Raw genomic sequence first — 12,645 nt, 5'->3', positions numbered from 1 at the left:
CAATTATATCGGTATGGTCCATCCACCGCAACAACTGTCCCTGCCCATTGTTTAAGCCGAAGGAGGTACAGCCCTCTTTTTCACTTGCATGGTTAAGCTGGATTTCGATACAGAACGCTGCGAGATTGAGTGGCTTCGACTACCGCTAATCCGCTCATACTGCTCCTTACCATATCCGTAGCTTGAAAAAATAATACTGTCGCAATAACTCCTGAACTCAGCGCAACAATAATGGACTGTCCTGCCTGATCCAATATATTGGTTTAAATCTTACACCGTCAACCTTGATGTCAGTTATGCTCCAAATCAAAAAAGAGACCTTTACGCAAACTTAAGCATAAAAAGTCTCTTTTTTTAAAAACTATAATTCAGCTTTAACGTACGCTCTAAGTAGACCTTTGTTAGTGCTCTTGCTCTTCGAGTCGCTCAACACCCACAGTGTGCGTATTGGTTGGTCGAGAGCCAACTTGTACCGTAGCCATTCCGTTCTCTTCATCCACATGTTCAATCCATACAGGCTCCCCATCCAAATGTACACTTACCGTTTCTTTAGAAGCATAAATATCCTGTGCCCGTTTGACGTCCACAACTGTTCTCCTCCTTTATCTTTCCTAAAGTTTACGATTCTAAGGGTGACGTATCTTCGAGGGTTCGTTCCGCATCTAGCTTTTCCGAATCGGATACCTGACTGGCCTCCGTGGGCGCAATAATGCTCTCCCAATCCACAACTGTGGCCGGAATATCCTGCTCGCTCAGCGCATCGCTCCATTCGTTATCTCTTGGTTCCATACCTTAGATTCTCCTCCTCAACTTCACAGGTCCGAGTTTATTTTTTCCCAAGCTTCTCAAAAAATGCACCCGGCTAGAAAAGCCTTTCCTGCCTCATACTAACCCAAAGCAAATCAACTTAGATCAGGAGGTGTTTCTCATGCATACCGTTTGGAAAGGTGCCATCAGCTTCGGGCTTGTGCATGTTCCGGTTAAAATGTTCTCCGCTACGGAAGACAAGGACATTTCTCTGCGTTATATCCATAAGGAATGTGGCAGCCCGCTGTCGTATGTACGCAAATGCCCGGTGTGTGACAAAGAGGTCGCTTGGGAAGAGATCGGTAAAGGATATGAGTATGAAAAAGGGAAGTTTGTTCTCTTCGACAAAGAGGAATTGGATCAACTATCCGACGAGACCAGTAAAAGCATCTCCATTCTCGACTTTGTTGACCTGACGGAAATCGATCCGATTTATTTTCAAAAAACCTATTATTTATCCCCGGATCAGGCAGGCTCAAATGCTTATCGACTTCTTATGGAGGCCATGAAGCAGACAGGTAAAATTGGCATCGCCAAAATTTCAATTCGCTCAAAAAGCAGTCTGGCAGCGATCCGTGTGCTTGAGGATTGCCTTGCGATTGAGACCATTTTTTATCCAGATGAGGTGCGGCCGATCTCACAAGTGCCCGGTCTGCCCGAAGCAGGGACAGTGAACGATAAAGAGCTGGAAATGGCTAAGCTGCTGATCTCACAGCTATCCACTCCTTTTGATCCGGCAAAATATACCGATGATTATCGCCAGCGTATGCTTGATCTGATTTCACATAAAATTGCAGGCGAGGAATTTCATATCGCTCCTGCTAAACAGGAAAGCAATGTGATTGATCTAATGGCTGCCTTGCAGGCCAGTATTCAAGCTGTGCAGCATATTCCTTCAGACCCTGGTCCTTCATTAACAGGCACCACAAAAACCAAAACTAAAGCGGCTCCTGCTGCCAAAAGAAAAACAACCAAGACCAAAACAACCGCCGCGGAACCTGCGGAGCAGCAAAACGAGGTCTCCGGGCCGACTCCTGTTATTACGCCGAAACCGAAACGCCGCAGCACAAAAAGCAAAACAACCGTATCTTAGGAGGCTCTGCGGATGAAGCTTCAGCCCATTATTCCTTTTGAACCTATACTGGCTGGGCAGCTTCCAGCAGGTGACCAGTGGATCGCACAAATTAAATGGGACGGTGTGCGGATGTTGTCCTATTACGATGGAAGCACTACTCAGCTTATTAACAGACGTGGCAATTACCGTACCATGCAATACCCGGAGCTTACTGATGTATCTGCTTACTGCAAGGCTGGCTCCGTTATTCTTGATGGTGAGATCATCGCACTCAAGGACGGCAAACCCTCATTTCACGAGGTGATGCGGAGGGACAGTTTAAAAAATGGTTCCACGATTTCCGTCGTTAGGCATCAGGTTCCTGTCATTTATATGATTTTTGATATTCTGTTTTATAATGGCCAATCGACGATGGATCAACCATTATTCTTGCGGCAGCAGCTGTTAAGTGACATTCTGCTGCCCCATCCCCATGTTCAAGCTGTGCCAAGTTATACCGATCCTACAGAACTGTTCGCCGCCACTCAGAACCAGCGTTTGGAAGGAATCGTCTGCAAGGACATCAACAGTACTTATGCTCCGGGCGGAAAAGATAAACGTTGGCAGAAACGCAAAATCAGTTCTGATATTACAGCTGTAGCCGGGGGTGTGACGTTCCGTGACGGTATCGTCAACGCACTACTTCTTGGTCTTTATGATGATAAAGGAAATTTGCATTATATCGGACATGCCGGTCCGGGCAAATTGACTGTACAGGATAAACGCGACTTAACTGCGGAGGCACACCGCCTTAAGCTGGATCGGATGCCCTTTGCTGATGTTCCACAGCGAGGCAAGGGTGCTTTTTGGATAAAGCCGGAGCTCGTCTTCAAAGTTCATTTTCTGGAATGGAACACCTCAGGCACTCTGCGTCAGCCTGTTACTCAAGCTAAAGTGGATCTTCCCCCGGAGTCATGCACAATGGAGCAAAAAGGATAAATTAATAAAGAAACGTCCTCCCAATCTGAAGTGGGAGGACGTTTCTTATTGCACTGTAAGTCTTGTTACATGGGCCTCCAGCTCTGCCTTTGTCTGCGCAGTATTTTTTGTACTCGTAAGCGTATAATCGACACTTCCATCAGCACTGGACCATACCAGCTGGACTTTAAGATCTCCGTGATGAGGCCCAAAAACTGTGTAAACCGCCTCAACTCCGTTGATGTTCAAATTCTCATCTTGGTCGCCAGGCAGCTGGGCCAAAGTCACCCCTTCCGGTAGCGTGTATGCAGGTGCAGATCTTAAATTCACCCTCTCTCCATTTCGTAGATAGGTGATAGAAGTTTCTGTATTGCTCCACTTCAAGCTTTGCGAAATCACCTTTTTGCCAGCAGCTTGGGCTTTAGCTTTTAACTGATCCCTGAGAGTCTTATACTCTGAGCTAAAAAACATTGGAATCACTGGATTTAAAACGACATCCTGCAACTTATAATCCTCTGGTAGAGAAGTGGGTATCAGGAGTGACTTCCCGCTTAAGGAAAAAAACTTCTGCGCCGCTTCGTTTACAGAACTGAATCTATATGGCATATAGCTTATACTCAAGGTTTCATATGGATTAGATTTCTTATCATTTACATACAGAACCTTAAGTTCGCCTGCTTGTAAGGGAACCGTATTTTCTTTGGCAATCAAAGCTTCAATCGTTGAAGATACCGGCGTATTCTGCTCAACGGGTGCGGTAGCTTTACTTTTATTATTACTTCCCGCAGGCACTGCACCTGCTGTTCCACTCACCGCACTCATCAATACTAATAAGCTTAAGGCTGTAATCGCCGCACTTTTCTTAATCATCATTATAATATCCTCCTTTAACCCCTTGGTTATTTGATTATGGTTTTAGCTACCGCCAACATTTCATTTGTCGTCAGCGTACTAGCCCGATTGTCTGAAAGGGTATATTGTATCGTGCCTGAGTTATCCAGCCACACTAGCTTTGTGTTAAAGCTTGCGTCTTTAGCGGAATCAGTTGTAAGTACTACTTTCCTGCCGTTGACCGTTAATTCTTTCTTAGATTCCGAAGCTCTTACAAAAGGTACCGCTCCTTCCGGAAGTTTGGCGGGCGGCGACCCAGTTACAATGCTAAAATTAGCTTTTCCTTTGGCATACAGCTGCATAGACAAATTCGTCTGGTTCCAGCTGATGATTTTACTAAACAACTGTTTATTAGAATTACCAGCAGCTGCTGCTGCTTTCAATTCCTGCTCTAGTTGCAAGTACAGCTCTGAATCATTAGCTACAGCCGGTGGATAGATGATGGCTGTCGCCAGAGCGAAGCCTTTGGGAAGATTTCCGGGCTGCGGAGAAGACGGACCCTTTAGCGCTTTAAACTTAGCTGCAAAGGATTTATAGTCTTTAAAAACAAACCCTTTACCAGAGAAGCTGATCGTATCCTGTGGATTGGAGACTTTATCCCGTACGTAGTAGGCCAAAAGCGAACCTTCCTTCACTCCAGCTACGAGTGCCTGCAATTCCTTTTGAGTCTTCTGATCGGTTTGTGATGCAGCCTGCTGTCCTGATGCCACCGCAATTGTAAGGGACAAGCCAGGTACATCCACACCCCCGGCCACTCCTGTTCCCAGCAAGATTGCTGCAGAGAGTGCGATCAGTGTTTTTTTGAAATCATAATGAAGCTTCAATTTCTAACATCCTCTCCTTCAAAATGGTAATGTATTTTCACCACTTTTTTTAACTACACTTCTATAACAATCCATCATTAGAAAAAGGGACATTTTCTCACAAAAAAAGAGGTCGTCCCAAGCAACTAGTTCACGACTTTGGGGACAGCCTCTTTTTTGTTCTTAACATTACAAGTGACGCACCAAGTGATGCAATAAGTAAAGCACTTATAGAATAATTGGGGAATTTCTCCCTAAAATTCAGAGATTTCTGTTCATCGGACTTATAATTAGGGAAAACTTCCCTGAAATTCAGCCAATTCGGCAACGAATAAAGAAATTCCCATGATTATTAGGGAGAAATTCCCTGATTTCGTTCATTTAGAGCAAATAGCGGCTATTTTCAGGGAGTTTTTCCCTAATTAGTTTAAAGCACTCTATACATTGCACAAACACAGAACGTAACGCCCATAGTCCACCGTCACATATACCACTAATTCCACAAAATCATCTACTGCAAGCCGCACGAAAATCACACATAGCACATCGCCCACCGCCCCAATCAGTAGCATAGAACACTACGCGTGGCATATCGTCCCATGGCACAGTAATATCCATTACTTTTCCTATTCCATAAAAAAAGCTGCCTCCCAAGTAGAATTCACTACTTTTGAGACAACTTCTCATAATGTACAGTTAGTACAGTAGCTAGTGAATAAAACTGGTGGCAATCTTTTGCCATTGCTCACGAGTCAGTTTACTCTCCTGCTTGTCGCTTAGAGAAAGAACCATCTGGGTGGCTTCATCATACCAATACAATCGATTCTGAGAAGACCAAGCTTTCTTCCCTTTTCCAGTACCCGCCGCGATAAAAACTGCCTCTTTCCTCGTGCCTGTCACAGACCATTTTTCAGCAGTCTGGCCTTCCAAGATAGACACTTGCATGGTATAACCCCTAAAGGCACTCTGCCTTAAGGATAGTGTTATTCTTTCATGTCCCTTGTGGTAGGTAACTTCAGCATTATCTATGGAATTTACAGCTATCTTCTCCATAAACAACTTTTGGCCAGTTTTATCGGTTGTAGCCTTTTTTTGAAATTGTTCAAGGATTTCTTCATATTCTGTGTCTAGCGACCTGTATAGGGGAGCTGCATTAAAAGTTCCTTGCTCGAATTCATAACCATCAGCTAACGAGGAAGGCAACCCTGGCCAGAAATCGCCAACATTTTTTAATTCTTTTACGAAGTCTTGATATTTCGAATACACCGGCGAAATAAAAGCAAACTGCAATTGATTTCCATAGCCTAACCCTAACTCCAGCTTATTTAATTCAGCATCCTTCACATAATAAGCAGCCATTTCCCCAGTGTTTAAACGAGCAAGCACTTGCTCTTTATAAGTCATAGATAAGCTCTGATACTTCTCTATCGCAGGCGAGGTTGTCGGATCAGGCGTATTATTATGCACCGTCTTCACAACAGCCTTCCCTCCGCTGTTCACTAGTGTAATAATACCACCTTGGGGTTTTGTGATATCAATTGTAAACTGGCTACCTTGTTCCGATAACTTTCCATGTTCAGACAGCTGCAGAGCACCCAACCCGATAATCCCCAGCAATACAGCCGCGGAGACTCCAGTGAGCACTCTTTTTCTAAACCTAGACGGGTGTTGGGGCATCTCCTTTTGCTTCTGCATAATAGGATCTTCCGGTTCTGGGAACGGCTTCAGCTCGCTAACCATGCTCGTCCTTTCACCGTCAATCCTATTCTGTTGTTCATGAATTGCTCTTACCCGCTTCATAACAGCTGCTTTTACATCCAGCTCTTCGCAGCTCCCTACCGCATCCATTTTCTTTATCATTTTCTCTTCAACAAAGCTTCGTTGCCGCACCATTCCGTTCCCCCTTTCTGAGCATTCAGCATTTTGCCAAGCTTCGTAATCGTTCGCCTGTATTTCTTCTTCACAGCATCAGTATTCTTATCCAGAATCTCCGCAATCTCCGGGAAGCTCTGTTCCTCAAAGATTCTAAGTACTAACAGGTTTCGCTCCTCTGTCTTCAGCTTCGCGAGGGCTAAAGTCAGATGTTCGTTAAATATGTAACGGTCCATCAACTGTTCCGGGCTTTCTGCAGGCGGATCTGGTTGATAAAGCGCCATAAACTTTATATGGCTTTGACGTTTGCGGATTAGACTAAGGCAATGATGGTAGGCAATTTTATATAGCCATGAAGAGAAGCTCGCGGTAGGGCGGTATGTGCCTATATGCTGATATGCCTTTACCAGAATATCCTGTACTGCATCCTCAGCTTCAGTACGGCTCCCAAGCAGCCGACAGCAATAGCGGTAAATCGGCTTTTGAAAAGCCTCGACGACCAAGGCATAAGACTCAACCTCGCCTGCCTGTACCCGAACAACGGTGTGCTCGATCCCGTCCAAAATCAGCAAACTCCCCTTTCTAATAATCGTATATCTTTATAAGTCTTATGATCATCCAAAAGGGACACTTTGGGAATATTTTTTTCATGAAAAGGAGCAGACTGACACATAATACCTTCATTCCTATCACAGAAAGGAGTTTCCCGATGCCGGCAGCGATCAAAGGTACAATTACCATAGACGGAGAAGAAATCATCATCACTAATCCAGAGAAGCTGCTGTGGCCTGAATGTGGCATTACAAAACGGATTTATCTGCAAAAGCTCGCTGCACTCTCTCCCTATCTGCTGCGTTATTGCCGAGACCGGCTGCTTACCGTCATTCGTTATCCGCACGGCATCTCTGGAATGTCCTTTTATCAGAAAAATGCGCCTGATCCTCTTCCGGCCTTTGTCCAAACCGCTGTACACGAGAATATTAACTATATCAAGCTGCAAGGCTTACCTGAGCTGATCTGGCTGGGGAATCTGGCTGCTTTGGAATTTCACCCTTCCCTGCATTATGTAGGCAGCGAGCTGCCCTGTGAATGGATGATTGATCTTGATCCTTCACTTGAAATCGAACCTCGTATCATGGAAGCAACTGCGATCGTTGGGGCGGTTTTAACCTCCCTTGGCCTCTCCTCTGTACCCAAAACCTCTGGTGCTACCGGGGTGCAGATCATCGTCCCTATCGAGACTGGTGTTACTTTTGATGGATTGCGGAAAATCGGGCATTTTGTGGGTCGTTATGTCACCGAAAAGCATCCCAACCTGTTCACACTGGAACGTCTAAAAAAGAATCGCGGAGATAAAATCTATTTTGACTACCTCCAGCATTATAGCGGCAAAACATTAGCTGCACCTTACACACCGCGTGCAAGACCGCTTGCTACAGTTTCTACACCCTTGCTCTGGGAGGAGGTTCAGCAAAATGTATCTCCCTCTAATTTTCATCTGCTTAATATCGAGGAACGCCTTCAGCGTATGGGAGATCTTTTAGAGAAAGTGCCACCACAGCCTGTTGAACAACTCATCGCTAAGCTCCCATAAAGGAGCAATCCCATTGAAAAAAGCCCCAAAAACAGCAATAAGCCCGCAGCATCAACTACATGCTACGAGCTTATTTGGCGTCCCACTCAAGGACAGAAGGTATACTATATAAGAATACGGCATGCCGAGCTTTGTTCACCGTATTTATTGCTTTTTTATCCGTAAAAATACCTTCTTTCAGTTAATGATACTTAAGAGCTACGCTAGTGGATGGATTTCTTCTTGAAGCGGCCACCTTTAACATCATGGATGTTACCTATTGCGATGAATGCATCAGAATCCCAATCTTCAACAATGGTTTTAAGCTTAGCTTCTTCCAACCGGGTGATAACTACAAAGATCACTTTCTTGTTCTCACCGGAAAATCCGCCTTCTCCATCTAAATAAGTAACACCACGTCCGAGACGCTCTGTCAGAGCTTCCCCAATATCGCGGAATTTATCGCTGATAATCCATACTGATTTCGATTGATCCAGACCCTCAAGGGTAATGTCAATAACCTTAAATGCAATATAATAAGCAATCAGGGAGAACATCGCGTTATTCCAACCGAACACAAATCCAGCTCCGGACAAGATGAACAGGTTGAAGAACATAACTACTTCACCTACAGAGAAGGGAAGCTTCTTAGCCACTAAAATCGCAACAATTTCTGTACCGTCTAGAGATCCCCCGAAACGTACAACCAACCCAACACCTACACCTAGTATGATACCGCCAAACACGGCAGCAAGCATCGGTTCAACTGTAAAGGCCTCTACATGATGCAGCATTGAAGTGCCGATAGACATAAGTAAAATCGCATATAAGGTAGATAAGGCAAATGTCTTACCGATTTGCTTATAACCGATTAACAGGAACGGAAGATTGAGCAGTGTCAATAAAATACCCAGAGGAATGTCGAATAAATGTGATAAAATAATGGAGATACCGGTAATCCCGCCATCAATCATTTGATTAGGTACTAGGAATATCTCAAGTGCAACAGCCATCATGGCGGCCCCAATGGATAACATAACCATACGCTGCGCGAACTTAGCCATTTTATGGGCACCGGTCTTCTGCAGTTTGTTCTGCTCCTCTTTGGTAAACATTTGTGGACTCACATTCATAGAACTCCCCCTACAATTTAACAATATAGTTTTGAAACATTCGGAAGTATAATTACAATCTATACTTTCTTACATTTCTTCTTATACAATTATTATATCACAAAATATGCTCTAATAATGAATGGAACACGTACTATCCTTCGAAAAATTCAGATTTAGTCCTCTTTCCGGTCATAACAGCGGTGATAACAACTGACATAGCCCTTCACCGAGTTTGACAATTCTCCCTCTCTCCTTAAATTTTACAGGATCAATGAATTCACTGTTCTTTTGATCCTTTTCAAACCCCGCGACTAGCACTGCTATCGTCTCAGGATGCAGCAAAACCGCTGTCATTTCGAAATTAGAATAGAAGCTGCGCATATCCAGATTCGCACTTCCCACCGTACCCAGCAGATCATCCACAATCATGACTTTGGCATGCATAAATCCTTTGGTGTAGCGATAGAACTTCACGCCTGCATCTTGTAAATTCTCCAGATAAGACAAAGAAGCATGATAAACGAGCTTATTATCAGGCTTCGCCGGAATGATGATTCTAACATCCACTCCACGAAGGACTGCACTCTTCAAAGCACGACAAATCGCAGGGTCCGGAATAAAATACGGCGAAGTAATCCAGATCCGTTCCCTAGCAGAGCAAAAAGCGGCAAAATACATCTCCTGAGAAGCATCGATCGCAGCATCCGGTCCACTTCCTACAATCTGCACGGCTTCTTGCTCCTTACAAGAGTGCTCAGGGAACAAACGAGGATGGCTCATACCTTCACCAGAGGCCAGTCTCCAATCCTTCAGGAAGACATACTGAATATAATAAACAGAATCACCTTCTAGACGCAGATGAGTATCGCGCCAGTAACCCATCTTGGCGTCCTTTCCTAAATAATCATCCCCGATATTCATTCCACCCGTAAAACCAATCAATCCATCCACCACTAGGATCTTCCGATGATTGCGGAAATTAAAACGACGATCCAGTAAAGAACTAACCGGAGGTAAAAAAAAGTGGAACTCCACCCCGGCATTTCTCATGGTTCGAATAAACCTACGGCTTAATCGATGACTGCCCAGTCCATCACAAAGCAAACGCACCTTAACTCCCTGCCGCGCCTTTCGAATCATAACGTCCTGAAATTGCTCTCCGATCTCATCATCACGATAAATATAAAATTGCATGTGGATATGTTCTTTTGCCTCTTCCATGGCTTTCAGCATTGCGTCGTACGCTTCTCTCGCAGTTGACAGTACTCTGCTTTTGTTATGGCCTGTAATAGGCCCTTCCGAGAGCTCTGCAAGCAAAACCAATAAACCTTCGTTATTCTCAAACTGAGCGTTTCCAGTATCCGACGCTTGTTTTACTACCTTAATCTTGCCAGTGACATACGAACGAATTTCCCGGAAGAGCGAAGTACATCTTTTGTTCAATTTTCTATTCTGTCTGTAGTCACGACCTAGAAAATAATAGAATGCCAGACCAAGCGGTGGACAACAGAAGGAAATAAACAACCATGCTATAGCCCTTTGCGGGCGGCGGTACTCCAGAAATACAATCAATGCAATCTGTATGATAAAAAGAATTAGAATTATCGCAAAAATCTTCAATTCTCTACCCCCTCAATTAATAAAAACAGATGCAATAGACTCTCTGCGATGACTCTAGTACAGGTTTTGCCGTAACTCTCCTTCTTTATTCAAACAAACCGTTGTCATGTTCCTGAAAGATATGGAATACATAGAGTAGTAGGACAATTCGGATGAGCCTAATGGAAGAAAAGTCGTTAGCCTCAGGTATCGCAAGCGGCTGCCATAAGCCGCAGAAAGGAGAAGCCATGAAGAGTCAGCCAGATCATAAACGGATTACGCTGCTTGTCGTAAGGGATGCCGGACGTCCAGTCAAACAGCTCCACATCTCCAAACCGCTAGCGTTCGCTTTGCCGGCAGCAGCAGCCCTCTCTATCTCCAGTCTGGTCACCTCTATGCATTTCCATGCCTCTCAGTCCATCTCACAGCTAGAAGCCGAGGCAGCCGCACTATCGCTAACCAATCTCCGCATGGAAATGAAGGTCGCCGACAAGGATAAAGATTTAACCCAGCTTCGTAGCCAGGTCAGCGAACTTTCGGAAGAGGCAGATAACATTAAAGACAAGCTGAAGAGTGTAAATGCACTGGAACAGGAGCTGCAAGTATTGATTAACAAAAGCAAAGGTGCTGCTGCCGCTACAGACACGAATGAATCCCAACCGGAGAAATCCGCAACAGAAAAATCAAAAGCTGGATCGGCCACTTCAAATTCAACATTAGGTTTATCGAGCCGTCTTTCTTCTCCTGTTCCTAAAGAGACCTCCTTTAAGCAGAGTACTGAAGAGAACTCATCTTCCACTTCTCTATCCGCCATAAGTTTCCGCTTTGGAGCCATTACTGCAGCCCTTCCAAAAACACTCACCCCACAGGTTGGTGGAGAATACATCGCGGTGTATCAGAACGACGCTACAAGCTTGGTGGAAGAAACTAAGGATGACTTTGAGGAGATTCACGGAATGCTTGATGAAATGGTGGAAAGTATCACACAGACAATCACACAGGCAGAGCATGAGAATAACGTACAAGCAAATCTGCAAGCTCAAAAGGCCCGTGCAGAAAAGGCTAGAATTAACGCAGTACCGCTTTGGCCTACCGAGTCCAAAGTTATTTCTTCAAGCTTCGGCTACCGCTCAGATCCATTCAAAGGTTTGTCTGCTTTCCATTCCGGTGTCGATATTGCCGGGAACATCGGTGATCCTGTATATGCTGCCTTAGATGGCGAGGTTATTACTGCGGAACAAATGGGCGCACGCGGAAAATACATCGTGCTTAAGCATTCAAACGGGTTGGAAACCTGGTACATGCATTTGAACGGAATGAACGTATCTGCCGGAGACAAGGTTAGCAAGGGGCAAAAAATCGGCTTGCTTGGAAGCACTGGCCGAAGCACAGGTCCTCACCTTCATTTTCAGGTTGTGAAGCAGAATAAAACTGTCAACCCTTTGGCGTATGTCAAACCCTAAGGATTCATTCAATATATATAATAGGAGGAATTTATAAATGTGGAACAAACGGCAGCAGCGTGTCCCCTTTAAATCTACCGATTCCTTAATAGGGCATGGAGGAACACTGGAGGGCAAGGTGCAATGCGATACAAACCTGCGGATTGAGGGTACCTTTAGCGGTGAGATTATTTGCAGTGGTGTCGTGACTGTAGGAGAAGAAGGAACAGTGCGCTCCAGTATTAAAGCGGAGGAAATCGTGATTGCCGGCAAAGTATACGGGGATGTTACCGCAGACCGCAGACTCATTATGACCGGAACCGGGGAGTTACATGGTAATATTTCAGCAGGAGCACTTAGCATTATGGAAGGCAGCCTCCTGAATGGCTCCATTGCCATGCAAGAACAGCCCACCTCTGAAAAAGCAGGTGAGCCCAAAAGTAATATGAAAAAGGACAAGGCAGCCAAGCGCTCCTCCAAAGCACAAGGAACACTCGAAGCCGGCTAGACT

General features: G+C 44.8%; 13 protein-coding genes and 1 pseudogene. 5 read left to right on the top strand and 9 right to left on the bottom strand.

Going from position 1 to position 12,645, the window contains the following annotated elements:
• Positions 1–107: 107 nt before the first annotated feature.
• The 3 genes and pseudogenes from PODO_RS30400 to PODO_RS30905 all read right to left on the bottom strand — a co-directional run.
• Positions 108–254: pseudogene (locus tag PODO_RS30400) on the bottom strand (multidrug resistance efflux transporter family protein); the annotation flags it as partial.
• Positions 255–401: 147 nt separating this feature from the next.
• Positions 402–587: an H-type small acid-soluble spore protein gene (locus PODO_RS04800; protein ID WP_036676525.1), complete on the bottom strand. Its 186-nt coding sequence runs from the start codon at positions 585–587 to the stop codon at positions 402–404.
• A 31-nt stretch (positions 588–618) separates the two neighbouring features.
• The gene (locus tag PODO_RS30905) at positions 619–789 is read right to left on the bottom strand and encodes a hypothetical protein (protein WP_155288087.1); all 171 of its coding nucleotides are present in this window, start codon (positions 787–789) and stop codon (positions 619–621) included.
• Between the two features lie 139 nt (positions 790–928).
• Between PODO_RS30905 and ku the strand changes: the two genes are divergently transcribed.
• Together ku and PODO_RS04790 are read left to right on the top strand one after the other, a co-directional pair.
• Positions 929–1,900, top strand: a complete 972-nt coding sequence (gene ku / locus PODO_RS04795) for a non-homologous end joining protein Ku (RefSeq protein ID WP_038568938.1) — start codon at positions 929–931, stop codon at positions 1,898–1,900.
• A 12-nt stretch (positions 1,901–1,912) separates the two neighbouring features.
• Positions 1,913–2,860 (top strand): ATP-dependent DNA ligase, encoded by a 948-nt coding sequence (locus PODO_RS04790; RefSeq protein WP_038568937.1) that lies wholly within the window; start codon positions 1,913–1,915, stop codon positions 2,858–2,860.
• A gap of 45 nt (positions 2,861–2,905) precedes the next feature.
• Here the strand turns inward: PODO_RS04790 and PODO_RS04785 are convergent, their stop codons facing one another.
• The 4 genes from PODO_RS04785 to PODO_RS04770 form a co-directional block, all read right to left on the bottom strand.
• Positions 2,906–3,712 carry a hypothetical protein gene (locus PODO_RS04785; RefSeq protein ID WP_038568936.1) on the bottom strand — a complete coding sequence of 269 codons (807 nt, stop codon included), beginning with the start codon at positions 3,710–3,712 and terminating at the stop codon, positions 2,906–2,908.
• A gap of 26 nt (positions 3,713–3,738) precedes the next feature.
• The gene (locus tag PODO_RS04780) at positions 3,739–4,554 is read right to left on the bottom strand and encodes a hypothetical protein (protein ID WP_038568934.1); all 816 of its coding nucleotides are present in this window, start codon (positions 4,552–4,554) and stop codon (positions 3,739–3,741) included.
• Between the two features lie 687 nt (positions 4,555–5,241).
• Complete coding sequence (locus PODO_RS04775) at positions 5,242–6,426, bottom strand: hypothetical protein (protein WP_038568932.1); 1,185 nt, start codon at positions 6,424–6,426, stop codon at positions 5,242–5,244.
• Positions 6,390–6,968, bottom strand: a complete 579-nt coding sequence (locus tag PODO_RS04770; protein WP_052096798.1) for an RNA polymerase sigma factor — start codon at positions 6,966–6,968, stop codon at positions 6,390–6,392. The genes PODO_RS04775 and PODO_RS04770 overlap by 37 nt, the downstream gene beginning before the upstream one ends.
• A 146-nt stretch (positions 6,969–7,114) precedes the next feature.
• Between PODO_RS04770 and ligD the strand changes: the two genes are divergently transcribed.
• Positions 7,115–7,999: a non-homologous end-joining DNA ligase gene (gene ligD / locus PODO_RS04765; protein ID WP_036676536.1), complete on the top strand. Its 885-nt coding sequence runs from the start codon at positions 7,115–7,117 to the stop codon at positions 7,997–7,999.
• 203 nt (positions 8,000–8,202) lie between these two features.
• On the opposite strand, the gene PODO_RS04760 is transcribed toward ligD, so the two are convergent.
• Both PODO_RS04760 and cls read right to left on the bottom strand, forming a co-directional pair.
• Positions 8,203–9,042, bottom strand: a complete 840-nt coding sequence (locus PODO_RS04760) for a YitT family protein (RefSeq protein WP_235219386.1) — start codon at positions 9,040–9,042, stop codon at positions 8,203–8,205.
• A gap of 240 nt (positions 9,043–9,282) precedes the next feature.
• On the bottom strand, positions 9,283–10,713 hold the full coding sequence (gene cls, locus PODO_RS04755) for a cardiolipin synthase (protein WP_038568930.1): 1,431 nt from the start codon (positions 10,711–10,713) through the stop codon (positions 9,283–9,285).
• Between the two features lie 161 nt (positions 10,714–10,874).
• Between cls and PODO_RS32120 the strand changes: the two genes are divergently transcribed.
• A complete protein-coding gene (locus PODO_RS32120; protein ID WP_280513450.1) occupies positions 10,875–12,155 on the top strand; it encodes a peptidoglycan DD-metalloendopeptidase family protein in 1,281 nt (426 codons plus the stop codon).
• A 37-nt stretch (positions 12,156–12,192) separates the two neighbouring features.
• Complete coding sequence (locus PODO_RS04745; protein WP_038568928.1) at positions 12,193–12,642, top strand: bactofilin family protein; 450 nt, start codon at positions 12,193–12,195, stop codon at positions 12,640–12,642.
• Positions 12,643–12,645 lie beyond the last annotated feature (3 nt).

This window comes from Paenibacillus odorifer, assembly GCF_000758725.1.
Lineage (GTDB): Bacteria > Bacillota > Bacilli > Paenibacillales > Paenibacillaceae > Paenibacillus_AQ > Paenibacillus_AQ odorifer.
Note: the sequence above shows the minus strand (reverse complement) of the source record. Positions and strands in the feature narration are given on the sequence as shown.